Here is a 26,172-nt window from a genome sequence, read left to right on the forward strand (position 1 = left end):
CTGACGCAAGTTCAAACTGAACAAGCATATCAGAGGCCAGACATATTATGATGCCTGTATAGAGGAGCCAAAGCGGCGAAACAATGACCCTTTAGCAATTTACGAGGTAATTAAAGGTACTTAACTGAATAAAATCGATAAAAAAGCGAACGTTATTTGAAATGATTAAGTGATGCTGCGGCATAAAAGGAAAGAGCGGAACAAGTTGGATTGTTTCCGCTCTTTCGAAGTTTAGAAGGTTTGAGCGCCGCTGCCAATGTCGCCGAGTGTTCTGAACGATATATTGAATCCAACGCTATGAGATGCCTTGTCCTCACCCGGATTACGGGTTTGGACGTAAGCCATCGAGTAGGTGAAGCATTCATCGTCATAGGCAAGACCAGAGGATGCGCGAACAAGTGTATCCGACACAAGGTCATAAGTGCCTGAACCGAAGACACGCCAATTAGCATCTAAACGTGCAGTAGCAGCACCCGTAACTTCCTGCCGGAGCTCTGAATAACCATAAGCCGGCTGCGGAGCGATGTAAGCATACTGAGCTGAAACCGACAGCTTCTGCCAGTTTTGCTGTACTTCGAGTTCGCCACGCTTAACGTCTAGGTTATCCTTGTCAAAACGTCCGCGTGCAGCCAGTGCAAGACCGGTCGAATTAGAGGTGCCGATCATTGCAACATAATCGGAACGTGCATCCTGAAGACCGGAATCTGCCCCTACATTCAGGAAATCGCTGGTGCCATACGAATTCACGCCGCCGAGCTGGAATGATTGCCCTGCGAGAGCATACAAGCCCCAGTCGCTATTGCTGAAGTTGCCCGAATAGCGAAGACCTAGATTGGCACGAGTGCCGCCTTCCACACGGTCATAGCCAGAGAACTTGTCACGCGAGAACAGGTTTGTAGCATCAAACACGAAGCTCTGTGCATCTTCGTTCGGAAGTTCGCCCGCGTAACGTTCGTTGTTGCGCATATAGATCTGCGCGATCGGCTCAAGAATATGTGTTGAGCTGGTGCTTGAGAACAGGATCGGCCAACGCAATTCAAGGCCAGCCGTCGCCATTGCGCGCAATGCTTCGGAGCGAACTATGGCGTCGGTGTAACCCGCAACAGCTGGATCAAAGTTCGTATTGGCACTGATAGCATCACCGCGCAGAGCCAAAAGCGGCGTAATTACCAAACCAGATGGCGTGATAAATGTACGCTTCCACTCAGCTTCCGTCGTAAGACGCGCATTTGTGCCGCTGAAACCAGGGATGCGTGGGTAATAGATCGAATTATTACCTGGATTGAGCGTATAATTCGCATTCTGACGATACAGAACCTGCGCATTGGTGGTGATGTTAAGTTCACCACCATAAACAGGATCAGGCACGGTGTAAGAATAGTCGAGACTTGGGAAAACCCAAGGCTGCTTCGAATGCATTTCCACGTCTTTATACGTAGACGTGAGCGGATAAGATTCCTGCACATTGAAGCGATAGAAGTTGAGGTCGAAGTAATTCCGGTTATTGATGCCGGTTAAATAGATCTTTGAAACCTGAGTTTGTGCGTTATAGCCCTCAAGATTGTAGGTACGGCTAAAATTGCGATCGGTCTGGGCCATGACATCCCAGCCAAACTTCCAACGCGAATTGATATCGAAGTCGCCTTTGGATGCGACCATGCCGCGGTTATCTTCACCGCGATCTAGCGTATTGGTGCTGAACTCACCCGGCTTCATCTGATGAATGCCAGCAATCTGAAGATTATAGGAGCCGTTTTCGAGACGATGACGCCATTCGGCCTGCGTTAGGAAGCCTTGCTTCGTGTAAGCAGTTGTCGAAAGCGTCAGATCGTAATTCGGTGCTAGAGCCCAGAAATAAGAGTTCTTGATGCCGAACCCAAGATCGTCTTTATAGCTGAAACCTGGAAACAGAAAGCCGCTCTTACGCTTGACTGTCGGGTCGGCCATTTCGAAGGCTGGGAAGTAAGCCAACGGAATGCCGAGCAGCTCAAACTTGCCACGTTCAAAACGCACGGTCTTAGTCGCGCTGTTCCAAATGATCTTGCGTGCCTTGATCTGCCAAAGCACAGGCTTGTCCGGATCTTTTTCGCAAGCCTGACAGGCCGTGTACACACCATTATTAAAGGTGGTGATCTCACCGTTGCTACGCTCCGCGCTTTCGGCGGCAAAACGGGTGTTGTCGGTGGTCTCAACGCGAAGGCCATTCACAAAGCCGTCGCGGAAACTATCCGTCACATCAAGATGGTCGGAGTAAATCTTGTTGCCATCGCGCTCTACAATTTCAACGTTCCCAGTCGCAGTCATGCGACGGGTCTGCTGATTATAGGTTACTTTATCCGCGACGAGGCGATTGCCGTCATATTCAATGCGAACTTTACCCTGAGCGGTAACGACGTTCACATCGCGATCATAGACAAGCTCATCTGCCTGCAGAAGCATACGCGCATTCGGATCGCTCTGGTAATTTGCTCCCAGAGCATCCTGCGCCTGTACCTGCGAAGGAAGGATTGCGACTGAAATGAAAGGTATAGCAAGGCCGCACACCAAAGCAGTCCCGCGTGCAAGACGCGTGAATGAATGGGGCAATACCATGCGGGCGTTACTCGAACCCACTAACCATCCTCCTTATGCAACAAAAAGGAGACACCAAAAAATGTCGCAATAATTACAGGAACCCATGCTGCAACGAATGGAGGAACGAATCCTGCATTGCCGAATGCCTTCACCAGTACCGAAACGACATAAAGCATGAAGCCGGCGACAACGCCACCCAGAATCATCGCTCCGGACTGACCAAACCGCACAAATTTCAGGGACACTGTTGCAGCAATGAGAGTCATGGCCATCAGCAATGCGGGCAATGCCAGAAGTGACTGGTATTGCATGTCAAATGCGTTTGCTGAATAACCGAAAGAACGCGCAACTTCGATCTTGTGACGCAGCTGCGTGAATGGAATTGTATCAGGGGAGGCGAGCTTTTCTTCCACATATTCCGGACGCAACTGCGTAGGAATATTGACGCTCTCCAGTTTGCGCGGTTCCTCACCACGCGAAAATCTCGTTACGTCCGTTAATTCCCAATGACCATCCATGAGTTTCGCGGTGCGAGCATCATAGCGATCTTTGATTTTCTTCTTATCATCAAACTGAATGAAGGTAGCGTCGGCAAGCGTTGCCCCGCGATCAAGGATGCTCTTGGCGCCGATGATGGTTTCGCCATCGTCGGTCTTCTGGCGAAGCCAAGGATCACGGAGAGCCGAAACGTCGGTTACCTTGCCGCTTTTCCAGGTTGAAGCGATCTCGTCAGCTTTGGAAAAGCCATAGGCCGCAAACGGATTGAGAATGAAGATGGTGGCGAGGCCAAACAGCAATGCTCCGAAACATGCCGGAAGCAGAAACTGCCAAGCCGAAACGCCAACGGAACGTGCGACAACCAACTCATATTTGCGATTAAGCGAGATGAGTGTCGCCATTGCAGCGAAGAGCGCGACGAAGGGAATCATCTGCTGCATGATGAATGGGACGCGCATCGCAGAGATACCTAGCGCAGCCCATACCGTGTAACCAGGCAGATTAGCGAGTTTGCTGGCGTTCTCGGTAAAGTCGAGCAAAAGTGCCAAAGCAAAGATACCGAGCAGAAAATACAGTGTAATCTGCACATATCGCATGAAAAAGTAACGACCGAGAGTCCAGCCAATCATGCTCGTCCCCCCGTATCTTTGCGGGATCGCCCAAGTAGACGATCTGAAGTAGCTGTTATATTTCGTTTCAATCGGTCGTAGCTATCAAGTATCCGATCGCTCCACTTGTCTGGGAGCCCGACACGCCGTCCTGTTAACAGAGCAAAGCCGGTGACAAGCATTACACCAATCGGCACAAGATACATCATGACGATATATGTCTCGTCCTTATCAGCCCGGTCGGCCGAGAAATAACCCGCCCAGTAAACCAGAAGTGCCGTGCTGATCGCGGAGAAAGAAGCGGATACGCGCGCTTCACGATGTGAGCGAGAGTCGCCAGCAAAAGCGAGGGCGATCAGAGCAAAAACAACAGGATACAGCCATTCGGTCAAGCGGCGGTGCAGCTCAGCCTTGTAGCGCAGAGGGCGCGTCTGCAAGATCGGGTCGTTCGGATCCGGATTCAGCAGATATGTAAGCGGCCGATCTTTCGCATAGATCACAAAATCATCGCCAGCTGACGTGAATTGGCTCAGATCGAAGGCATAGGAGTTGAACTTGATAATCGAAACCGTGCCGTCTGAAACATCGCGGCGCTGGACTTCACCATCCTTCATCAGCAGCATGTCACCTGCGGGCGTGCTCGCGATGTTGCCATCAGCTGCATAGTAAATCAGATCAAGCGTTGGATCGCGAGAATCTGCAATAAACAGGCCGCCGATGCTGCCATCACCACGGCGCTCGGCGATCTGAATATAGAGATTGTCCGCAAGTTTGCGGAAGCTACCTTCCTGAACAACCGCATTCAGCAAATCAGCGCTGGCATTGGCGATCATAGCACGCATGTTCATGCGCGCATAAGGGTCGACATAGTTAGCGACGAGAAAGGAAACGACAGAGATAATCGCTGCGAGCATGAGTATCGGACGCATTACCGCGCTGCGAGGCGCGCCGGATGCATTGATGACAACGAGCTCGGAATCCTGGTTCATTGTCGAAAGTGTCTGCGTAATTGCAATGATCAACGCAAAAGGCATGACAAGAGGAATTGCGGACGGAATCAGCAGCGAACTGAACTGAATGATTGTCTGAATTGATTGACCGCTTGTGGTGAGAAAGTCGACACGTTGCAGTACCTGCACAGTCCACGTAATGCCCACTGCGGCGCCCAACACCGCAAAGAACATAATCGCCACGCGGCGGAGGATGTACAACTCAATCAATTTCATAGGTGGAGTTTACATCCCGGTTCCGTTGAAGGAGCCTGTCCCTAAAGAAACAACGCTCGTAAATGAATATTCAGTCTAACTGCACTTGGCTAAAATTAGCCGAACAAATTTGGTTAACAGATTACTAAAGATTTTCAGCCGAAGCTAGCGCTCGCTTCTCTAAAGGGAGAGCGTGGCTGGTTGCAACCTGTTTTTGCTGAACATAGGTGGGTACGGAAACGGAGCTTGGCAAGTTGTCACCGAAGTTAACGCAAAACTGATTTTCATGATGCGGCGGACTTGCCGTTTCGCCATATTCGTCTCACATGAGTAAGGAAAAGTCGCGACACAATCGTGTCATCTCATTGTCTGGTCTTTGTTTGGAGTTGTTATGTCGAAACGTCCTTCCATTTCTTTCAGTGAATTTTCAGCACCGCAAAAAGGCGTAAGCATTGTTCTGGTCGCCAAGGGCGGCGGCTTCGCAGAAGAAGCAGGCCACGCGGCAGGCGGAGCCGAAAAAATCACTCGAATCGCCGAAATTGCAGGCTTTACAGGTGCTTTGGGCAAGACTGCAGAAGCGATTGACACCTCGGAAGGCGGCGTAGACAAGGTCGTTCTGGTTGGCGTCGGCGACCCCGGCGAACTTGGTAATGATGATTGGATTAAGATTGGCGGCGCAGCTTTTTCGCGAATCGGCAAGGCCGAACGCGCGACCCTAACGCTGGCTCTGCCTGAAACGACAATTGCGGGCGATGAAGCAGGCGACGTTGCTCTGGGTATGATTCTCCGCTCATACGAGTTCAATCGCTACAAGACCCGCAAGAGCGAAGAAAACGCCGAACCGAAGCACGCAGCAAAAATTCATATTCAGACGGCAGATGTTCACAGTGCCAAAAGAGCGCTTGAAGTTGCCGAGGCTGTGGCCGACGGTGTTCTTAAGGCGCGCGACCTCGTCAATGAGCCTGCCAATATTCTCGGCCCTGTAGAATTTGCAGAAGAAGCCGAAAAGCTTGAAAAGCTTGGCGTAAAGGTCGAAGTTCTCGGCGAAAAAGAAATGAAGAAGCTCGGCATGGGCTCGCTTCTGGGTGTTTCACAGGGCTCGGTTCGTCCACCACGTCTGGTCATCATGGAATGGCAGGGTGCCAAGTCCAAGGAGAAGCCGGTTGCCTTCGTGGGCAAGGGCGTTGTTTTCGATACTGGCGGCATCTCGATCAAGCCTGCTGCTGGTATGGAAGAAATGAAAGGCGACATGGGTGGCGCTGCAGCCGTTACCGGCTTGATGCGCGCTCTTGCTGGTCGCAAGGCGAAGGTCAATGCTATCGGCGTGATCGGTCTTGTTGAGAATATGCCGGATGGCAATGCTCAGCGTCCGGGTGATATCGTTACATCGATGTCTGGCCAGACAATCGAAGTGATTAACACCGATGCTGAAGGCCGCCTCGTGCTGGCAGATGCACTCTACTACACCAATGATCGTTTCAAGCCGCAGTTCATGATCAATCTCGCTACGCTGACCGGCGCGATCGTGGTTGCACTCGGTACGCATCATGCTGGTCTATTCTCGAACGATGACGAGCTTGCTGATCAGCTTTATGAAGCAGGTCAGGCAACTGGTGAAAAGCTGTGGCGTATGCCGCTCGGCAAGGAATACGACAAGATGATCGATTCCAAGTTTGCCGATATGAAGAACAGCTCAGGCCGCTATGCAGGCTCGATCACCGCGGCGCAGTTCCTCAAGCGTTTCGTGGGCGATACGCCATGGGCGCATCTCGATGTGGCCGGAACAGCTATGGGATCGCCAACAAATGAGTATAGCCAATCGTGGGCTTCGGGTTACGGCGTTCGGCTTCTCGACCGACTTGTCCGCGATAATTTCGAAAGCTGAATTCGATTCAAGAACAATATGTTGGGGCGAGAAGGTGAATCACTTTCTTCGCCCCCATCAATAATTTAAAGAGAGCGCATGGCTGAAATTCTCTTTTACCACCTGACAGAATCGACACTGGATGAAGCCCTGCCGGGGCTTGTAGAACGCTCCCTCGGGCGCGGTTGGCGTGTGACGATTCAGGCCGTGAGTGATGAAAGACGGGATGCGCTCGATAGTCTGCTTTGGACATTCTCTGACACATCTTTCGTGGCTCATGGCACCGACAAGGAACCGCACCCTGAACAGCAGCCGGTGCTACTGACAACCTCGGAAGCCAATCCCAACGGAGCAACGGTTCGCTTTCTCGTGGAAGGTGCTGCATTGGAACAAGCGGGCGGCTACGAGCGACTTGTTGTCATGTTTGACGGGCATGATCAGGATCAGCTCGAACATGCTCGCGCGCAGTGGAAAGCCTTCAAGACGGAGAACCACGATTTGACCTACTGGCAACAGACACCAGATCGTCGTTGGGAGCGCAAAGCCTGATGCGTGCAATTTTCGTTGCGATGATTATTGCGGGTTTTGGTCTCGCCCTTGGTTATCCCTGGTATGTGCGTCACTTCACTGGTGACGAGATTGGCCGTTGGCCAATTCTGGAAAGCCGTCAGGGTGGCTTCATCACACAGGAAATCAAGCTTGAGGCGAGCGACGCGCCTGTACGTATTTTCCTCGATGCAGTGCCGCTGCCTGGCTATGTGCCTGCCGAGCGCCGCTCGGCCGTAACGCTGGCCGTGAGCCGGAATGGAGTTCCCGTTCTGTCGCAAGGTCTCGATTTCGCTTCGACCAGTAGCTCTATCAACACAGATCGCCCGCAGGATGGCAGCGTGTTGCGCCAGAGTGCAGGCGATATTGATCCGGTTTTATCCGGCACTTATGCTTTCCGCGCCGTGCAGGGCAATACGGATGGCCTGCAACTCTCCAAAGTCGAACTGGTGCTTAGGCGAGGGGCTGAAGAAGCTGATGAGACCTACACCACGATTGGCCTCATCATTGGCGTGCTCGGCGTTTATGCGCTTATGCGGACGCGTATTCGCCGCCCGCAAGTTTAATCAGCCATTGCCTCTTCATGTTCGGAAGACATTTCAAGCCATTTGTCTTCCGCATCGGCAAGCGCTGATTTCGCTTCGCTCATCTCTTTATTGATCCGGATCGCTTTCTGTGGTTCCTTTTCATAAAGAGCGGGGTCTTCCAGCTGCGATGTGAAGCCGTGAATCTGTTTCTGCAGTTTCTGCATCAAGCTCTCGGTTTCTTTAATCTTTTTGAGCAGGGGCGCCAGTGTTTCGCGCTTCTGGGCGGCAAGTTTACGCTGTTCCGCCTTGTTGACCTTCGGGCCTTCTTCGCGCTCTGAGGCCTGTTCACCCTTGGCATCGGCGAGAACAATCTGGCGGTATTCGTCCAGATCGCCATCAAATGCTTTTACGCGACCCTCACGCACCAGCCATAGCCGCTCCATGGTCGCTTCGATCAGGTGACGATCATGCGCGATCAGAATAACGGCGCCGTTGTAGGCGTTGAGAGCGTGAACCAGTTCCTCGCGGCTATCAATATCAAGGTGGTTGGTCGGTTCGTCGAGGATCAGCAGGTTTGGGCCATGGAAAGTCGCAAGGCCCATTAGCAGGCGTGCCTTTTCACCACCTGAGAGATCCTTGGCGGGCGTCAGCATTTTCTCAGTCGAAAGCCCCATCTGGGCAACGCGTGCACGAACTTTGGCTTCAGGTTCAAGCGGCATCAGCTTGCGCACATGCTCGATCGCGTTGTCTTCCGGTATCAGATCATCCATCTGATGTTGGGCAAAGAACGCAACTTTCAGATTGGGCGAAAGCGTGAGATTGCCTTTTTCGGGCTGCAACCGACCGGCAATCAGCTTGGCGAGCGTCGACTTACCATTACCGTTGGAGCCGAGCAGCGCAATGCGATCATCATTGTCGATGCGCAGCGTGACGTTTCGCAACACAGGCTTACCCGGCACATAGCCGACATCGGCATGGTCAAGCGCGATGATTGGCGAGGCGGCTTTCTTTTCCGCGTCAGGGAAGCGGAACGGCTGCACATTGCTTTCGACGTAAAGGTCTATTGGTTTCAGCTTTTCCAGCGCCTTCATACGCGATTGCGCCTGTCTGGCCTTCGACGCCTTGGCACGGAAGCGTTCCACAAAAGCTTCCATGTGTTTGCGATGTGCTTCCTGTTTCACATGGGCTTTTTGCTGAAGCTCCAGCATTTCATGACGTTGCCGCTCGAACTGATCATAGTTGCCACGCCAGAAGCTGATTTTCTTCTGATCAAGATGCATGATTGATGACGTAGCAGAATTCAGCAGATCGCGATCATGGCTGATGATGATGACGGTATGCGGATAGCGCTTCACATAATCAACAAGCCACAACACGCCTTCAAGATCGAGATAGTTGGTCGGTTCATCGAGCAACAGCAAATCCGGCTCAGCAAAAAGCACTGCTGCAAGTGCCACGCGCATACGCCAGCCGCCCGAGAAAGCGGATGCAGGGCGGCGTTGTGCTTCTGTGTTGAAACCGAGACCGGACAGGATCGCGCCCGCGCGTGATTCCGCCGAATGCGCATTGATATCGGCCAGTCGGGTATGAATTTCGGCAATGCGATGCGGATCGGTCGCTGTTTCAGCTTCTTCGAGAAGTGCTGTTCGTTCCTTATCCGCCTTCATGACGATTTCTATCAGCGCATCTTCCGTGCCGGGAGCTTCCTGAGCCACCTGACCAATGCGTGTGTTCTTCGGCAGAGAAATGCTGCCGGTCTCGGAAGCCATATCACCGGTAATCACGCGGAAAAGCGTGGATTTTCCAGTGCCGTTGCGGCCAACAAAACCCGTCTTCGATCCCGCAGGCAGTGTGACACTGGCGTGGTCGATCAGAAGGCGTCCGGCGATGCGTACAGAGATATCGTCAAGAATAAGCATGGTGAGAAGGCTTTTGCACGGCTTGAGAAATTTCCGCAAGTATCATCTGAACCAATATCAGGCGAAGCGGCGTCCTGCTTCAGTGCGCTGAAACTGAATGAGATCAAGTGACGGCGCATCCGCGCTCAAACGCGTGAGTGCTGAATGAATTTGCCCGCGATGGTGCGTCTGATGATTAAAGAGATGAGCGAGTGCTGGCGCGACGCGTTGGCTGATGGTGCGCACATTGGTTGCCGTCATATAGGTGAAGCGTCCTGCGAGCTGTGCGGCATTCATGCTTTCAACATAGTTGCAGATACGTTCGTCTTCTGCCTTCCTCATATCCCGTAGCTTGATGAAATCGTCGGTTATGATGGCATCAAGCTGGTTGGGGTGATCACCTTCGCCGGTGAAGCGCTTCATCCAGATGCGATCCGTCACCAGAAGATGATTGAAAGTACGATGGATCGAGCCGAAGAAAAGGCCGAGGTCGAGCCTGTAATCGACATCGCTCAGATCGGCCGCTGCGGAATAGAGCAGTTCATTGGCCCAGCGATTATAATAGGCGAACATTTGAAAGTGCTGTTCCATCTTTCCCCCGCATGTGAATCGAATTTACACATCTATGCAGTCAATTTTCTGCCGTCTCAAGATGATAAGAGGCAAGGCTGAGGGGCTACCCCTTGGCAATTGAGGCTATCAACGCTATAGAGCCTCACTTTTCAAATTTTCCATCAAACAAGGTGTCATAATGGCAATCGAACGTACCTTCTCCATGATCAAGCCTGATGCGACCCGCCGTAACCTGACCGGTGCTATCACCGCTAAGCTCGAAGAAGCTGGTCTGCGCGTTGTCGCTTCCAAGCGCGTATGGATGAGCCTGCGTGAAGCTGAAGGCTTCTACGCTGTTCACAAGGAACGCCCTTTCTTTGGCGAACTGACTGAATTCATGTCTTCCGGCCCAACCATCGTTCAGGTTCTCGAAGGCGAAAACGCAATTTCCAAAAACCGTGAAGTCATGGGCGCAACCAACCCTGCAAACGCAGACGCTGGTACGATCCGCAAGGAATTCGCTCTGTCGATCGGCGAAAACTCGGTTCACGGTTCGGACGCTCCTGAAACAGCTGCTGAAGAAATCGCTTACTGGTTCTCCGGCACCGAAATCGTTGGCTAATTGCTTATAGATGAATTGAAAAAGCCCGGTCTCTCGACCGGGCTTTTTTATTTAAGCATTGAGGCGATCAAAGGCTTTGTGCAAGCCTTGCCAACTCGTCACCACCTTCATCGATCAGGACGAGTTTTCCAGAATCCATTTTATATGAACGCGTCTTGCCAAGCACATCAAGGAATTTGCGTTCCTGATTCATCAGGGCAGGCGGGCATTGCATATAGGTGGAGCCGATCTCGGCGAATGAAATATTGCTGCCCGAGATCGTCGCCTTGCTCATGAAGCGGTTGCAGCCACCCGAGCCGCTGACAGTGCCGTTTGAATCAACCAGAAGGGTGGTCTGGGCAGTATCGACTACGCCGCCGCCTTGAATGTCTTCTGCGAGCCAATCCTTGCCTTCAATACCAATGGCAACCGATTCATCCGCGCTTTTACGAACCATCACGACTTTAAGTTCAATTGGTTCCTGAGGATTTTTCGGGTCAACTGTGTAACGTTCGTCGGTTACAAACCAAAGCGTATCACCTGCAACAATGCGCGCCTGAAGGGCATAGGTGTGTTGCGGCTCGATCTCATCAGTATCGAAATTGATTGCAAAAGGGATTGGCGATCCCTGTGGTGCTTCTATCCGCGTTTCGCCGATGGTCTTGGATGGCGCATCGGCAAGAGATACATCGGTGAGCTGCACAACAAGGTGCGCTTCTGGTGGGAGAGCGATGCGCTCGCGATAAACAACCTTACCGCTGATTGTTTTGTCAGCGGCAATACTGGCAGTCGGCATGGACGTCGTAAAAAACATGGCAGCACCGCCGAGCACACCAATACCCGCAGTGAGCGCTGCCACGATTGAAAGAGTTTTCGTCAGTCCTTTTAGCATCGCCAAATCCGAAACTTCCGTTCCCCGCATTTGTTGTCATGTGCTTTTGAGCGGCGCGAACAATCTGTCGATTGGTTCATTGGCCCAAGCTCAATGGCATCAAGATTCATGAGGCAGACAATAAACGCCGCTTCATGTGAAAATTGTGGCAGCGCGGTAACACGCTATCCAAAATACCCTATATTCTAGTGGCTTAAATAGTTAATTCGCCATTAAATAGCGCGAGCGAAATTCTTTCCAATGTAAAAAAGAATTTCATCTGCGACAACTTGCCCAAAAGAAGAAGCGTTCAGTGCTTCTGCCAGCGTTCTCGACTTTGGTCGTCTTCAGCCTTTGATTCGACCCAGCTGCCGGTGCCGCCGTCAATCAAATGCTCGCGTTTCCAGAACGGCGCTCCAGTTTTCATGAAGTCCATCAGGAATGACGCGGCTTCAAAAGCGGCCTGACGATGAGCTGATGCCGTGACGACCAGGACAATGTTTTCGCCAGGTTTAACAAGACCATAGCGATGGATGATAGAAATACCCGATAAAGGCCAGCGACTGATCGCTTCATCGACAATACGACGAATCTCTGCTTCCGCCATGCCGGGATAGTGTTCCAGTTCAAGCGCGGAAAGTTTTCCGCCTTCATCACGACAAAGGCCGGTAAACGTAACGATCGCACCAATATCCTTGCGACCTTCGCCAAGCTTGCGGATTTCTTCAGCAACATCGAAATCCTCGGAGCGCACGCTCACAAAAAGCGGGCATGTCGCTTGTCTGGACATTTCAACCACCCGTCATGGGTGGGAAAAGCGCTACTTCATTGCCGTCTTTGACGAGTTCGTCATGTTCGGCATGTTCCTGATTGATGGCCGCACGAATGACTGTCTCATGCTCGAAAGCAGCTTCATACTCTTCGCCGAGGTTTTTGAGGTGAGAAATCAGCTCCCCAACACTGATGGTCTGGGAAGGAAGTTCGATAACCTCTTCTCCCTTGCCGATCTTCTCGCGCACCCAGGCGAAATAGATGAGATTTACGCGCATAGTTTTAGTCCATGACGTGTTTGAGGCCAGCGCGGAAATAATCCCAACCGGTATAAAGTGTCAGGATCGCAGAAATCCACAACAGGCCAATGCCCATTTCAGTCGTATATGGTAGGACTTTGTCCCCGGCGGGGCCAGCAAGAAGGAATGCAAGTGCTACCATCTGTGCAGTGGTCTTCCACTTTGCCAGCTGAGAAACCGGAACGCTAACCTTCAGCTCAGCGAGATACTCGCGCAGGCCAGATACCAGAATTTCACGGCAAAGAATGATGATGGCTGCCCAGAGCGTCCATCCAGCAATTGTTCCATCGGCTGCAAGCAACAGCAGGCAAGCGGAAACAAGAAGTTTGTCAGCAATCGGATCAAGCATACGGCCGATCGTTGATGTCTGCTGCCAGATACGAGCCAAATAACCATCGAAGAAATCTGTGATACTGGCGATGGCGAAAATTGCAAGCGCTGTCCAGCGAGACGTATCACTGGATTGCAGACGTCCCTCCACGAAGAAGCACAAAACGACAAGCGGAACGGCGATAATCCGTCCGTAAGTCAGAATGTTAGGCAAGGAGAGAGTGTGATTTTTCCGCATAGCACCGCCGCATTCGTTATGAGAGCACATCAACAGGGATGACAAAGAAAATCAACACCTGCGGACGTGTTCTACCGGGACGTAATGACGCCTGTGGAAGATTAGCTGCCCAAACCCGGACAAAATTACGTCAACGGTCGTGAAAATGATCGTGAATGGTCTTCGCCATGGCTTCAGAGATGCCATCAATCTGCATCAGATCTTCAACTGCAGCACGAGATACGGCTTTCGCGGTTCCGAAGTGATGCAAAAGTGCTCGCTTTCTTGAGGGACCGATTCCCGAAATCTCATCCAGCGGATTGGCGACCATTTCCTTCTTGCGACGCGCGCGATGTGTGCCGATGGCAAAACGGTGCGCTTCGTCGCGCATACGCTGAACGAAATAAAGAACGGGATCGCGTGGCGGCAGTGTGAAAGGTGGTTTGCCCTCGATAAAGAAACGTTCGCGCCCAGCTTCGCGGTCAACGCCCTTGGCAATGCCAATGGCTGTCACAAGATGGCTTATGCCAAGTTCGCCCAAAATCTGGCGAACGGCTCCAACCTGTCCCTGACCGCCATCGATAAGAATAAGGTCGGGCCAGGCAGGGAAAGCATCGTTGATGGCTTCCGGGCTTTCCGCATCCATTACTGGCTCCGGCGCAGCATGTTCTTTAACCAGTCGCGAGAATCGGCGCTCGATCACTTCGCGCATCATGCCAAAGTCATCGCCGGGCGTGATGTCGGTCGATTTAATATTGAACTTGCGATACTGATTCTTGACGAAGCCTTCAGGGCCGGCAACGATCATGCCGCCGACTGCATTCGTACCCATGATATGCGAGTTATCGTAAACTTCGACACGGCGTGGCGCATTGGGCAAACCGAATGCCTCGGCCAGTCCTTTGAGCAGTCTTGCCTGCGAGGATGTTTCTGCCAGACGACGTCCCAGCGCTTCGCGGGCATTGGTCAGGGCGTGGTTGACCAACTCCACCTTTTCGCCGCGTTGTGGAACATTGACCTGAACGCGATGTCCCGCGCGCGATGAAAGTGCTTCAGCGAGAAGCGACTGATCTTCGACTTCTTCTGAAAGAAGAACGAGCTTCGGGCAGGGCTTGTCATCATAAAATTGCGACAGGAACGCGCCAAGAACTTCCGCTGCTCCAAGCGAGCTGTCGGCTTTCGGTAAATAGGCGCGATTGCCCCAATTCTGACCGGTACGGAAGAAGAAGACCTGAATACAGGTCATGCCACCTTCCTGATGGATTGCGAAAACGTCGGCTTCTTCAACCGTCTGCGGGTTGATGCCCTGATGCGATTGCACATGGGAAAGTGCGGCAAGACGATCACGATAGACCGCCGCGTGTTCAAAATCGAGATCGGCGGACGCCGCCTGCATGGCCGCTGCCAGATGATCCTTCACCCTCTGGCTCTTGCCGGAAAGGAAGGCCTTGGCCTCACTGACAAGCTCTGCATAATCCTCGTCGCTGACCTCATGCGTACAAGGGCCGGAACAGCGCTTGATTTGATAAAGCAGGCAGGGGCGGGTGCGCGTTTCAAAAACTGAATCCGTGCAGGTGCGCAGCAGGAACGCGCGCTGAAGCGCATTGATCGTGCGACCAACGGCACCCGCAGAAGCAAAAGGGCCGAAATACTCGCCTTTGCGCGAGCGTGCACCACGATGCTTGAAAATGCCGGGCGCGCGATGTCCGCCACTAAGCAGAATATAAGGAAACGATTTGTCGTCACGCAGCAGAACGTTAAAGCGTGGGCGCAAGCGTTTGATAAGATTCGCTTCCAGCAGCAGCGCTTCGGTCTCTGTACGCGTAACAACGAATTCCATCGTCGCCGTTTCGCCGATCATACGCGTGATACGATTGGAATGTCCGATGCCGCGCGCATAGTTGGAGACGCGTTTCTTGAGGCTGCGGGCTTTGCCGACATAAAGCACGTCACCATCGCTATTGAACATGCGGTAGACGCCGGGATTATTTGGCAAACGCTTGACGAAAGCATTGATAATGTCTGCGCCGCTTAAGCCTTTTGTATCTGGCAGACCATCTGACGAATCCCACTGAATGGAATCGGTCGCCGAGGCAACAGCAGGCGTTTCCTCGATTGCATCATCGTCGTCATCGTTCTCTGCATCGCCCATGATAATGCCCGCCACATCCTGCTCATCATCCGATGGCAGGCGTGAAATAGGATCATCATTGGGTTTGCGTGGTCCAGTCATTCTTTAATTCCTGCTATATCCGGCGTTTCCCATGCCAGATGCTGACCGCCATCAAGCGCAATCATCTGGCCAGTTACGGAACGGCTTTCCCAGAAATAGCGAATAGTGCGTCCAAATTCGGACAAATCAGGTGCGCGCTGCAATGGCAGATGGCTCACCTGTAACTCAAAGTCACTGATATCCTGACGCTCGCTGGGCAGCGTGGGGCCGGGAGCAATGGCATTGACACGAATACGTGGTGCAAGTGCCTGCGCAAGCGTACGCGTCGCATTCCAGAGCGCTGTCTTCGACAACGTATATGAAAAGAAGTGCGGGTTCAGCTTCCAGACACGCTGGTCGATGACATTCACAATGAGGCCGTCTTTACCTTCCGGCAGAGCCTTGGCCAATTCTTCAGCAAGGATCACTGGTGTTTTCAGATGAATCGCAAAATGGCGATCCCAAAGCTGCATATCAAGATTACCGATGCGATCGTCTTCAAACAACGAAGCATTGTTGACCAGCAAACGAATCGGTCCCAATTGCGCTTCTGCCTGTTGCAGCAAGCCACGAACATCATTTTCATTCGCCAGATCAGCCTGCACAACACCGGCTTTTCCGCCGTTAGCCACGATTTTGGCCGCCAGTGCCTGACCTTCCGCAACCGAGCGGTTACAATGGATAGCTACCGGAAAGCCGTGTGCTGCCAGATCTTCGACAATGGCTTTTCCTATGCGTCTTGCGCCTCCCGTCACCAGAACAGGGCAATTTGCAAGCAGGTTGGTTTCCGGATTTTCCAACAGGGTAAACACTTTCTTATCGTGATTCATCGCTTCGATTCATGCCATTTTGCCGGAAAAAAGACAGCTAAAAATAGGGGGGATGCCGATTACTGCTGACAAAAACCTTGCAAATTCAGTAGTTTCGATTTGACCCAACTTTTTCTGTCCCAAAATAGTGGTTCTCTATTTTCCTATATAAGCGCCTGAAACGAGCGTTGCGAGAATGCAACATCGCAATTTTGCCACCTTCTCGTCAGGTTCTCTCCACAGAAGGGGGCAGATCGTGCCGCAATTACCGACGATATGTCAGTCCTGTCAGCGCGGCATGAGCGGTTCACTCCCGAAATTGCTGCTCACCCGATAAGGGACCGCGCTAAAGGTAATTTAGTCAAGGAGAATGCTATGCGCACTCTTAAGTCTCTCGTAATCGCCTCGGCTGCGCTGCTGCCGTTCTCTGCAACTGCTTTCGCTGCTGACGCCATCATGGAACAGCCTCCTGTTCCAGCTCCTGTTGAGATGGCTCCACAGTACAGCTGGGCTGGCGGTTACACCGGTCTGTACCTCGGCTACGGCTGGAACAAGGTAAAGACCAACACCGACGGCGCAATCAAGCCTGACGATCTGAAGGCTGGCGCATATGCTGGCTGGAACTTCCAGCAGGACCAGTTCGTATACGGTGTTGAAGGTGACGCAGGTTACTCTTGGGCCAAGAAGTCCAAGAATGGTCTTGAAGCCAAGCAGGGCTTCGAAGGCTCGCTCCGTGGCCGTCTTGGTTACGACCTGAACCCAGTTATGCCTTACATCACCGCAGGTGTTGCTGGCTCGCAGGTTAAGCTCGACAACGGCGTTGAAGACGAAAGCAAGTTCCGCGTTGGTTGGACTGCTGGTGCCGGTCTCGAAGCTAAGCTGACCGACAACATCCTTGGTCGCGTTGAATACCGCTACACCCAGTTCGGTAACAAGACCTACGACCTCGGAACCGAATCGGTTCGCAACAAGCTCGACACCCACGACATCCGCGTCGGCGTTGGTTACAAGTTCTAATTACTACGTAATTGAACGAAAAAACCGGGTAGGAAACTACCCGGTTTTTTTATTGCCTGATTTTCTATGGCATTCAGCGAACGAGAGTGAACGATCTTACGCGAAAAGCGCTGCAACATAATTCCCTAAAACTGAATCAGTTTAAGGTAAAATTGTGCTGTAAACATAAAGTGTTAGAGCGACCTTTGTGCGCCCAATAGGGTCGCGGCGGTCTAGGCGTGTGGCAGAAGTTTTGAAAGCTCTGGATGCAGCTCTTCAAATCGCTTCATCCAGCGCTTGAGCTTCGGACGACCGCGCTCCCATTTGCCTTCAAAGCGCAGCCCCAGATAACCAAGGGTGGCAGCCACCGCCAGATGACCGCCATGCAGCTTGCCAGCAAGGCGCGGTGGAGCTTCATTTAGAAGATCGAGTGCGCGTTCGGCCTTACGCCATTGCAGATCCAGCCATGGCTGATGCACTTTTTCTTCCGGGCGCATACGACGCTCGTAAACATGGGCGAGCAGAACGTCAGCCAAACCGTCTGCAATCGCTTCAAAACGCTCAGCATCCGTACGCTTTTCGGCATTGCGCGGAAAAAGCTTGTTCCCCGATACGCGGTTCAAATATTGCATGATCGCGCGGCTATCGAAGACGGACTTGCCATCATCTGTAAGCAAGGTCGGGATTTTACCCAATGGATTGGCGCTGACGAGGTTATCGGGTTCTGCCGAGGTGGTAACGACCACGCTTTCAAACGGGATACCTGCATGGGCTGCGGCCATACGCACCTTGGCGCTGTACGGCGAGGCGGGCGAATAAAGGATCTGAGTCATCACGATTCCTGAGGTTTAGGACTATCTTGTCGCGGGCATCATAACGGATCGGCTGCGACATGCATTGGCGTTGACCTGTTCGCAGGCACGAAACTTCAGGTCTTTCGTCATGCAGATGCGCACTTCCTGAAGGTAATTTCTATTGCAGGCGACCGATATTCCGTCCGGCTTCATTCCCGGATTGGCGGTTACAAACGCTTTTTCAACAAGCATCGGATCAACACGACGGTTTCCAGCCATGCTCCGAAGGCTCGGAGGGATGTTCACATGCTGATAGGCTTGACGGACGGTTGCGAAATATTCGTTCTGAGGAAGGCCGGAGCAGCTTCCATGCTTGCGCCATTGATGCGCGACAAGCCCTGTGGACGGCATGATGTCCGAAACGCTTGAAACGATTTGTCGGGGAACAAAACTGCCACGGCTTCGAGCATTGTCGAACTGACAATTGGCCGGATAGCCCCATTCGTTTTGTGGCCAAAGCCCATGAACGACAAAACCGAAAGGGCGATTGGTCCCGCATTGCTGCCTGTTTGCCCTCGGACCTTCCGAAGCGCAATAGCTTGGCGACCATGAAAGAGACAGCACATAGAAATCAAATTCACCGGGGCTGCTGTTGCCCCGGTCTTGCGCCACTGCGGGTAGCGCTGCAAAGGAAGTGGCAAGAAGGGCGGCTGAGATCGCCGCCAGTTTGCGCAGCATTGCCTATCCTATCAACGTAGGACGCGGCATTTTGCGTCGTACACGGCCCAGCGATCAAAGCCATCTACGCAGAACTCGACATTCTTGCCGACGCCTGCAAAGCCTTGACCTTCTTCAACCATGTACCAGACCGAACGATTCTGGCCATCGCTGAGAACAGCCGTTGCCTTGCAATAGGTGCGATCGATCTGGGCTGGATTGTTCTTTGGCTCATAGCGCGTCAGGCGAACATCGCTCATTGCAGAAATGCCAACCTGTGGAAGGTTTGGTACGTTGCGAACCTGATAGCCGAAATCAGAAACGACGCTGCGCAGAATGCTCTGCTGACTGCAAAGACCGGCATCACCAACGGCTGTCGGTGCAGATGTCAGATAATCTGCAGCATTTGCGGGCAGGGAAGCGAACGTCAGGGGAAGAACCGATGCAGCCAGAAGTGCTGCACGAGAAAACTGTCCGATGCGATCCAACTTGCGTTGCATATCTCTATCCTGTCTCACAATTCGAGCGTGGAGCTCGTTTTATTAAATTGGCTGAGTTGCAGTTTCTTTCAGCAACGGGCAGCGGTCAAGTGCGATCCGTCTCGCTGCGTATCCATTGAATGCTGAAATTGCTCCCCTTTTCTTCACTAAGCAACTTGGTAAGGCAGGGAAGCAGGGTTTGCATCTCACTTTCCAGTGTATAGGGCGGATTGACGACAATCATTCCAGTGCCATCAAGCCTCGGCTCAAGCGATGGTGCGCGAATCGCAAGTTCAATGCGCATGATCTTCGGAATTTCGGTTTCACGCAGGCGCTTTGAGAACCGTTCTGTCTCTTTACGGTCCTTGACCGGATACCAGAGCGCATAAGTACCACCGGGAAAACGCTTGTAAGCCTTAACCAGCCCGTCAACGAGGCGATCAAATTCGCCTTCTATTTCAAACGGCGGATCAACCAGCACCAGACCGCGTTTCTCCTTAGGCGGCATATGTGCGCCGAGCGAAAGCCAGCCATCAAGCTCAATGACGCGCGCCTGATAATCGCCGTCAAACAGCTTCGTCAGCTTTTTGGCATCCTGCGGATGAAGTTCCAGTGCCGACAAGCGATCCTGTTTGCGCAAAAGATGACGGGTCAGAAGCGGCGAGCCGGGGTAATGCCGCAGCTCTTTACCATTGTTCACCGCGCGCACCACATCGAGATAAGGCTGCAACAATTCAATAGCGGCTTCTGGGATTTCGCTTTTTTCGACTGCATCGAAAACACGGCTGATCCCGCCCGTCCATTCGCTGGTTTTGCCAGCTTCGGTGCCTCGCAGATCGTAAAGGCCGATACCTGCATGGGTATCGATCACGCGAAAGGCTTGATCCTTGCGCTTGAGATATTCAACAATGCGGGAAAGGATGACGTGCTTGACGACATCCGCAAAATTCCCGGCGTGATAGGCGTGACGATAATTCATGTTCGCGCTTGTTTCATGCCTCGTCGCTTTCGGCAATATCCCTGCTTCACCAAATGTGACATATAACTGTCATCATCTGCTCTCATCCGAGTCGAGTCTTCCATGTCTGGTAGCGTACTGCTGATTGTCCTTTGTGGCGCGTTTTTCCACGCAAGCTGGAATGCTATCGTCAAAGGAGGCAGTGACAAATTTTTCGCAGCCGCCTGCATTACCGGTGCGGCTGGTCTGATTTCACTGTTTTTCCTGCCTTTTTTGCCACTGCCGCATCCATCGAGCTGGATTTTCATAGGCCTCTCGACCATCACGCAGATATTCTACATGTCTTTGGTCGCAGCTGCCTATAAATCGGGCGACATGAGTGAAGCATATCCGATCATGCGCGGCACGCCACCTTTGCTGGTGGCACTTGTCAGCGCACCTTTGATTGGTGAAGCCATTGGCTGGGGCGGCTGGGTAGGCATTATCCTGATCTGTAGCGGCGTTCTTGCAATGGCGCTCGAAGCGCGACGTCGTAACGGCGGCACATCGAGCAAAACCGCTTTGCTTGCGCTTGCCAATGCAGGTTTCATTGCAACTTATACCATCATTGATGGCGTCGGCGTACGGGCATCGGGTAACACGCTGTCCTATACGCTGTGGCTGTTTCTGATAAACGCTTTTCCGCTCGGGTGCTGGGCGCTTTATCGTGAGCCGGATCGTTTTCTCAATTATGTTCGTAACCGATGGCGCCCGTCGCTGATTGGCGGAATTGGCACTTTGGCCTCTTACGGCCTGGCACTGTGGGCAATGACAATGGCTCCAATCGCGGTCGTCGCAGCTTTGAGAGAGACGGCAATCCTGTTTGGTGTTCTCATTTCAGCACTTATTCTCAAAGAGAAAGTGGGCCTGCCACGTTTTCTGGCTGCGGGCTTCATTGTGCTCGGCGCCATTACCTTGAGACTTTCGTGAAAATCTATTTCGTCGCAGGTGGTTCAACACGTCAGAAATTCGTTTCTGTGGAACTTAGCTTGCGCTAAAAAGCGCTATGAACCAGCCATCCCCCAGATCAAATATCAAAATCGGACATTCTGCCTGTCCGCATGATTGCCCTTCCACCTGTGCGCTTGATGTCGAGCTGCTGGATGAGCGTACAATCGGCCGCGTCCGTGGTGCGAAGGACAACAGCTATACCGCTGGTGTAATCTGCGCCAAGGTTGCCCGCTATGCCGAGCGTGTTCATCATCCGGATCGCCTGAAACATCCGCTCATTCGTGCTGGCCGTAAGGGTGACGGCGAGTGGAAGCAGGCATCCTGGGAAGCCGCGCTTGATCTGATCGCCGAACGCTTCATCAAGGCCGAACAGACCTATGGCAGCGAAACTGTCTGGCCATATTACTATGCTGGTACAATGGGGCTCGTGCAGCGCGATTCCATCAATCGCCTGCGCTATGCCAAACGCTATTCGAACCAGTTTGACAGTTTCTGCACCAATATGGCGTGGACCGGCTATTTTGCTGGCACCGGCAGCCTGACAGGCCCAGACCCGCGTGAGATGGCAAAGGCGGATGTGGTGGTCATCTGGGGGACCAATGCCGCAGCCACGCAGGTCAATGTGATGACCCATGCGGTGCGAGCACGAAAAGATCGCGGCGCCAAGATCGTTGTCATCGACATTTACGCCAATGCGACCGTGCGACAGGCGGATATGGGCATTGTGCTTAAGCCCGGAACGGATGGCGCTTTTGCCTGCGCTGTCATGCATGTCCTGTTTCGTGATGGTCTTGCGGACTGGGATTATCTCAATCGCTACACCGACGATCCGAAAGCGCTGGAAGCTCATCTTGAGACCCGCACACCGGAATGGGCGGCTGAAATCACCGGCTTGAGTGTCGAGGAAATCGAAGCTTTTGCGCATCTGGTGGGTAAAACCAAGCGCACCTATTTCCGGCTTGGCTACGGCTTTACGCGCCAGCGGAATGGCGCTGTGAATATGCACGCCGCAGCATCGATTGCCTGTGTGACGGGCGCGTTTTTACACGAGGGCGGCGGCGCGTTTCATTCCAATTCCGGCATCTTCAAGATGGATAAGCGCGAGATTGAAGGCAGCGCAATGCAGGATAAAAGCCTGCGTTTCCTCGATCAGTCGAAGATCGGACGTATTCTTACCGGCGATAGCGAAGCGCTATATGGCGGCCCGCCCGTAACAGCGATGCTGATCCAGAACACCAATCCAATGAATGTGACGCCAGAACAGCGTCTGGTGCGTCAGGGTTTTGCCCGTGAAGACCTGTTTGTTGCCGTGCATGAGCAATTCATGACTGATACGGCCAAAATGGCCGATGTACTGTTGCCAGCGACCACATTTCTTGAACATGACGATATTTACCGTGGCGGCGGACAGCAGCATGTGGTGCTGGGGCCGAAGTTGATCGAACCTCTTGCAGATGCTCGCCCGAATATCTTTGTTATCAACGAGTTGGCTGAACGTCTGGGCGTCGCACATCTGCCGGGCTTTAACGTCGATGAGCGTACGTTGATCGACAACATGAATGCCAACAGCGCCCTTCCGCATTTCGATGACTTGAAGGAAAAGCGCTTTGTCGATTTGCAGCCTCCATTTGAGGAAGCACATTACATCAATGGCTTTAAATGGCCGGATGGAAAGTTCCGCTTCCGTCCTGACTGGACCGGCAGCCCGTCACCAAACAAACCACCGGAAGTCATGGGCCTGCAAGGGCCACATCACTCCATTCCAGAGTTTCCAGACTATTGGAATGTGATTGAGGCCGTGGATGCCGAACATCCATTCCGTCTCGCCACATCGCCTGCCCATAATTTCCTGAATTCGACATTTGCGGAAACACCGACATCTCTCACGAAGGAAATCCGGCCAGAGCTTCTCATCCACCCGGATGATGCGGCTCAACTGGATATCGCAGATGGTGAGCGGATTGAAATCGGCAATCATCGCGGTGAAGTGGTGCTTCATGCGGTGTTGCGCGCTGGTCAAAAGCGCGGTGTCGTTGTGTCAGAAGGTATTTTCCCGAACTCCACGTTCGAGCGGGGTGAGGGGATTAATACACTGATCGGTGCGGAGCCCGCGGCGCCATATGGCGGTCTGGCAGTTCACGACACCAAAATCTGGATCAGAAAACTTTGATGAAATAAAAAAACCGCGCTTAATTTAAATTAAGCGCGGTTCTTGATTATATCAGGCCGGATTAGCCTGCGTAATTCAGCTTGAGCTTGGAAAGGCCAACAGCTGCGTTGAGGCCTTTCTGGCCCTGAACCGAAATTGGCTGCAGCGAAATTGTCTTCCACGAGCCGCCGGTCAGGATGTTGGTGCCCGCGCCAATGCCGATTGAGGCATTTGCCGATGCGCCGACATAGCGGCCCTTGAGCGCGCCTTCAGGGCGAACGGTTGGAGCCCAGACAGCCCATGCAACGGTGCCGCCATTGATGAAGCCGATATCTACGCCGATTTTTGTGATGTTGCCGGTGTAACGCTCTACCGGGCCGCGACCGCGAACAGGGCTGAACACACAATCCACGTCCTGCTGGCTGCCGATAATGACGCCGATTGCAGGGGAAATATCACAAGTAAGAGTGCCAACTTCCGAACGCGGCTGGGTGCGACCTGATCCGGGAGGCGCTACGAAGTCAGCAGCAAGAGCAGGGGCAGTGATAGCAATGCCCGAAACGACGGCCATAGCCGACAGGAAGGAAGTCGAAAAACGGAGAGACATGATGTTGTCCTCTAATAAACACATACTGAAAGAGACGCTTATGCGACTCTCACGGGTTGCCGAAGCAGCTTCCCTAACGAACCTGAATTAGGGCATTTTCGCGAGAATTAAAGTTTTGTTAACGAAAAAATTCGGGTGTGATTAATTTGTCGCGTTTAATCGCGCTTTTGTAACTCAGGCGCTGATCACCATCGCATCTTGCGACAGGCCTATTTCCGCGTCGCCACTGGCAAATTTGCTGAGCGCCAAAGCGTAGATCTTGTGTTCGGCTTTCAAAACGCGCGCAGCAAGGCTGCTTTCCGTATCGCCTTCGACGATAGGCACAGCGGCCTGTGCCAAAATCGGACCTTCATCCATGCCTTCCGTCACCAAATGCACGGTGCAGCCAGCAAGCTTCATGCCTGCATCAAGCGCGCGCTGATGCGTGTGAAGGCCTGCGAAAAGCGGCAACAGCGAAGGATGAATGTTGAGGATACGGCGCTCGTAAGGCGCAATGAACCTGGCCGTGAGAAGCCGCATATAGCCAGCAAGACAGATAATATCCGGCTTCAATGCGGCGAGTGCTTCAAGGATCGCATCTTCATGCGCTTCCTTGGAAGCATAGTCCTTGCGGGTAAACACCTGCGTCGCGATGCCAGCGGCCTGTGCTTTGGCAAGGCCGCCTGCATCTGACTTATCAGAGAAAACCGAGGCGATTTCAGCCGGAAAATCGGGTGCCTGAGCAGCGCGGATCAGCGCCTCCATATTGGAGCCGCTGCCCGAGATGAAAATGACGACCCGTTTGCGGCTCATAGTTTCAGCGTGCCCTGATAGACGACGCCTTCGCCTTCGCGCTTGACCATGCGGCCGAGTGTTGTGACGTTTTCGCCTTCCTTGGTCAAAGCTGCAATCACTTCGTCCACCTTGTCTGGTGTGACAACAGCGATCATGCCGATGCCGCAGTTGAAGGTGCGCAGCATTTCGAGTGGTTCGACGCCGCCGGTCTTTGCAAGCCATGAGAATACGGCAGGAACATCGATTGCATCGAGATTGACTTCAGCCGCAAGACCTTCTGGCAGAACGCGCGGGATATTGTCCGGGAAACCACCGCCAGTAATATGAGCTAACGCCTTGATACCATCCGAAGCGCGGATAGCGGCAAGCAACGGCTTCACATAAATGCGGGTTGGCTCCAGCAGTGCTTCACCAAGCGTTGCACCTTCCTTGAACGGCGCATCAGACTTCCAGCCAAGGCCGGACATTTCGACAATGCGACGAACCAGAGAGAAGCCGTTGGAGTGAACGCCCGACGACGAAAGGCCGATAATGATGTCGCCTTCCGAAACATCGCCGCGCGGCAGCAGACGGTTGCGTTCAGCAGCGCCAACCGCAAAGCCAGCCAGATCGTAATCGCCATCGCGGTACATGCCCGGCATTTCAGCGGTTTCACCGCCAATCAGCGCACAACCAGCCTGAAGGCAACCTTCCGCAATGCCGGAGACGATAGCTACGCCCTGATCAGGCGACAGCTTGCCGGTTGCGAAATAATCAAGAAAGAACAGTGGCTCTGCACCCTGAACGACGAGATCGTTCACACACATGGCAACAAGATCGATACCAACAGTGTCGTGCTTGTCTGCATCGATTGCAATTTTGAGCTTTGTGCCAACGCCATCATTGGCTGCAACCAGCACCGGATCGGTGAAACCTGCCGCTTTGAGATCGAAGAGGCCACCAAAACCACCAATTTCGCCATCTGCGCCAGGGCGACGCGTGGAGCGGACAAGTGGCTTGATCTTGTCGACCATCAGATTGCCGGCATCGATATCGACGCCCGCTTCAGCATAAGTCAGTCCATTTTTTCTGGCGGGGTTATTTTCCGTGGTCATCACCTGCTCCTGAAACTGGCCTGAAACGGGGCTGTGCCCCTAGTGGGGAATAATGAGGGCGCAATGACATGAGATTGCGTGTCCTGCAAGGCCAGAAGGCCGGAAAAGCGCAAAACATCGCAGGAATCTGCTGAAATTTTCGCGATTGTGGATTTGCAGTAACCTGTCAATGCATAGCCAGCGCCGCGCTCATAAGCATTGCAATCTTTTTGCTACGATCTAACTATCTCTA

25 protein-coding genes are annotated in these 26,172 nt (G+C 52.8%); 7 read left to right on the forward strand and 18 right to left on the reverse strand.

Translation table 11 applies throughout. From position 1 onward, the window contains the following. Positions 1–231 precede the first annotated feature (231 nt). From KMS41_03265 to lptF, 3 genes are read right to left on the reverse strand one after another with little or no spacing between them, the layout of a single operon-like run. Positions 232–2,592, reverse strand: a complete 2,361-nt coding sequence (locus KMS41_03265; protein QWK78757.1) for an LPS-assembly protein LptD — start codon at positions 2,590–2,592, stop codon at positions 232–234. A gap of 20 nt (positions 2,593–2,612) precedes the next feature. After that, positions 2,613–3,701 (reverse strand): LPS export ABC transporter permease LptG, encoded by a 1,089-nt coding sequence (gene lptG, locus KMS41_03270; protein QWK78278.1) that lies wholly within the window; start codon positions 3,699–3,701, stop codon positions 2,613–2,615. Continuing rightward, the gene (gene lptF / locus KMS41_03275) at positions 3,698–4,906 is read right to left on the reverse strand and encodes an LPS export ABC transporter permease LptF (GenBank protein ID QWK78279.1); all 1,209 of its coding nucleotides are present in this window, start codon (positions 4,904–4,906) and stop codon (positions 3,698–3,700) included. The genes lptG and lptF overlap by 4 nt, the downstream gene beginning before the upstream one ends. A 370-nt stretch (positions 4,907–5,276) precedes the next feature. On the opposite strand from lptF, the gene KMS41_03280 reads away from it, so the two are divergent. From KMS41_03280 to KMS41_03290, 3 genes are all read left to right on the forward strand, one after another. After that, a complete protein-coding gene (locus KMS41_03280; protein QWK78280.1) occupies positions 5,277–6,770 on the forward strand; it encodes a leucyl aminopeptidase in 1,494 nt (497 codons plus the stop codon). 78 nt (positions 6,771–6,848) lie between these two features. After that, positions 6,849–7,298 carry a DNA polymerase III subunit chi gene (locus tag KMS41_03285; protein QWK78281.1) on the forward strand — a complete coding sequence of 150 codons (450 nt, stop codon included), beginning with the start codon at positions 6,849–6,851 and terminating at the stop codon, positions 7,296–7,298. Next, positions 7,298–7,861 (forward strand): hypothetical protein, encoded by a 564-nt coding sequence (locus KMS41_03290; protein ID QWK78282.1) that lies wholly within the window; start codon positions 7,298–7,300, stop codon positions 7,859–7,861. The genes KMS41_03285 and KMS41_03290 overlap by 1 nt, the downstream gene beginning before the upstream one ends. Here KMS41_03290 and KMS41_03295 read toward each other — a convergent pair. Continuing rightward, positions 7,858–9,741 (reverse strand): ATP-binding cassette domain-containing protein, encoded by a 1,884-nt coding sequence (locus tag KMS41_03295; protein ID QWK78283.1) that lies wholly within the window; start codon positions 9,739–9,741, stop codon positions 7,858–7,860. The genes KMS41_03290 and KMS41_03295 overlap by 4 nt on opposite strands. Before the next feature lie 57 nt (positions 9,742–9,798). After that, complete coding sequence (locus KMS41_03300) at positions 9,799–10,311, reverse strand: DinB family protein (protein QWK78284.1); 513 nt, start codon at positions 10,309–10,311, stop codon at positions 9,799–9,801. A 160-nt stretch (positions 10,312–10,471) separates the two neighbouring features. Between KMS41_03300 and ndk the strand changes: the two genes are divergently transcribed. Next, positions 10,472–10,894, forward strand: coding sequence for a nucleoside-diphosphate kinase (gene ndk, locus KMS41_03305; protein ID QWK78285.1), 423 nt, complete (start codon positions 10,472–10,474; stop codon positions 10,892–10,894). A gap of 67 nt (positions 10,895–10,961) precedes the next feature. Here the strand turns inward: ndk and KMS41_03310 are convergent, their stop codons facing one another. The 6 genes from KMS41_03310 to KMS41_03335 all read right to left on the reverse strand — a co-directional run bounded on the left by KMS41_03310 (position 10,962) and on the right by KMS41_03335 (position 16,403). Next, the gene (locus KMS41_03310; GenBank protein QWK78286.1) at positions 10,962–11,765 is read right to left on the reverse strand and encodes an META domain-containing protein; all 804 of its coding nucleotides are present in this window, start codon (positions 11,763–11,765) and stop codon (positions 10,962–10,964) included. Between the two features lie 289 nt (positions 11,766–12,054). After that, positions 12,055–12,534, reverse strand: a complete 480-nt coding sequence (locus KMS41_03315; GenBank protein ID QWK78287.1) for a molybdenum cofactor biosynthesis protein MoaE — start codon at positions 12,532–12,534, stop codon at positions 12,055–12,057. Position 12,535: 1 nt separating this feature from the next. After that, positions 12,536–12,793 carry a molybdopterin converting factor subunit 1 gene (gene moaD / locus KMS41_03320; protein ID QWK78288.1) on the reverse strand — a complete coding sequence of 86 codons (258 nt, stop codon included), beginning with the start codon at positions 12,791–12,793 and terminating at the stop codon, positions 12,536–12,538. A gap of 4 nt (positions 12,794–12,797) precedes the next feature. Then, the gene (gene pgsA / locus KMS41_03325; GenBank protein ID QWK78289.1) at positions 12,798–13,382 is read right to left on the reverse strand and encodes a CDP-diacylglycerol--glycerol-3-phosphate 3-phosphatidyltransferase; all 585 of its coding nucleotides are present in this window, start codon (positions 13,380–13,382) and stop codon (positions 12,798–12,800) included. 130 nt (positions 13,383–13,512) lie between these two features. Continuing rightward, positions 13,513–15,594 (reverse strand): excinuclease ABC subunit UvrC, encoded by a 2,082-nt coding sequence (gene uvrC, locus KMS41_03330; GenBank protein QWK78290.1) that lies wholly within the window; start codon positions 15,592–15,594, stop codon positions 13,513–13,515. Continuing rightward, a complete protein-coding gene (locus KMS41_03335; protein QWK78291.1) occupies positions 15,591–16,403 on the reverse strand; it encodes an SDR family oxidoreductase in 813 nt (270 codons plus the stop codon). Before KMS41_03335 ends, uvrC begins: the two co-directional genes overlap by 4 nt. A 354-nt stretch (positions 16,404–16,757) precedes the next feature. Between KMS41_03335 and KMS41_03340 the strand changes: the two genes are divergently transcribed. Beyond that, positions 16,758–17,399, forward strand: a complete 642-nt coding sequence (locus KMS41_03340; protein ID QWK78292.1) for a porin family protein — start codon at positions 16,758–16,760, stop codon at positions 17,397–17,399. A gap of 212 nt (positions 17,400–17,611) precedes the next feature. Here the strand turns inward: KMS41_03340 and KMS41_03345 are convergent, their stop codons facing one another. The 4 genes from KMS41_03345 to KMS41_03360 form a co-directional block, all read right to left on the reverse strand. Beyond that, positions 17,612–18,211 carry a glutathione S-transferase gene (locus tag KMS41_03345; protein QWK78293.1) on the reverse strand — a complete coding sequence of 200 codons (600 nt, stop codon included), beginning with the start codon at positions 18,209–18,211 and terminating at the stop codon, positions 17,612–17,614. A 21-nt stretch (positions 18,212–18,232) separates the two neighbouring features. After that, a complete protein-coding gene (locus KMS41_03350; GenBank protein QWK78294.1) occupies positions 18,233–18,910 on the reverse strand; it encodes a ribonuclease T in 678 nt (225 codons plus the stop codon). An 11-nt stretch (positions 18,911–18,921) separates the two neighbouring features. Next, positions 18,922–19,389 (reverse strand): phage portal protein, encoded by a 468-nt coding sequence (locus tag KMS41_03355; protein QWK78295.1) that lies wholly within the window; start codon positions 19,387–19,389, stop codon positions 18,922–18,924. Between the two features lie 85 nt (positions 19,390–19,474). Beyond that, entirely contained in the window at positions 19,475–20,347 is an 873-nt protein-coding gene (locus KMS41_03360) for a 23S rRNA (adenine(2030)-N(6))-methyltransferase RlmJ (protein QWK78296.1), read from the reverse strand. A 102-nt stretch (positions 20,348–20,449) separates the two neighbouring features. Between KMS41_03360 and KMS41_03365 the strand changes: the two genes are divergently transcribed. Further along, positions 20,450–21,295, forward strand: coding sequence for a DMT family transporter (locus KMS41_03365; protein ID QWK78297.1), 846 nt, complete (start codon positions 20,450–20,452; stop codon positions 21,293–21,295). A 76-nt stretch (positions 21,296–21,371) separates the two neighbouring features. Further along, positions 21,372–23,486 (forward strand): molybdopterin oxidoreductase family protein, encoded by a 2,115-nt coding sequence (locus KMS41_03370; GenBank protein QWK78298.1) that lies wholly within the window; start codon positions 21,372–21,374, stop codon positions 23,484–23,486. A gap of 61 nt (positions 23,487–23,547) precedes the next feature. Here the strand turns inward: KMS41_03370 and KMS41_03375 are convergent, their stop codons facing one another. The 3 genes from KMS41_03375 to purM all read right to left on the reverse strand — a co-directional run bounded on the left by KMS41_03375 (position 23,548) and on the right by purM (position 25,940). After that, positions 23,548–24,072 carry a DUF992 domain-containing protein gene (locus tag KMS41_03375; protein ID QWK78299.1) on the reverse strand — a complete coding sequence of 175 codons (525 nt, stop codon included), beginning with the start codon at positions 24,070–24,072 and terminating at the stop codon, positions 23,548–23,550. Positions 24,073–24,246: 174 nt separating this feature from the next. Further along, positions 24,247–24,864: a phosphoribosylglycinamide formyltransferase gene (locus KMS41_03380; GenBank protein QWK78300.1), complete on the reverse strand. Its 618-nt coding sequence runs from the start codon at positions 24,862–24,864 to the stop codon at positions 24,247–24,249. Continuing rightward, the gene (purM, locus tag KMS41_03385) at positions 24,861–25,940 is read right to left on the reverse strand and encodes a phosphoribosylformylglycinamidine cyclo-ligase (protein ID QWK78301.1); all 1,080 of its coding nucleotides are present in this window, start codon (positions 25,938–25,940) and stop codon (positions 24,861–24,863) included. Before purM ends, KMS41_03380 begins: the two co-directional genes overlap by 4 nt. Positions 25,941–26,172 lie beyond the last annotated feature (232 nt).

It is taken from the genome of Ochrobactrum sp. BTU1 (assembly GCA_018798825.1).
In the GTDB taxonomy this organism is placed as follows: domain Bacteria; phylum Pseudomonadota; class Alphaproteobacteria; order Rhizobiales; family Rhizobiaceae; genus Brucella.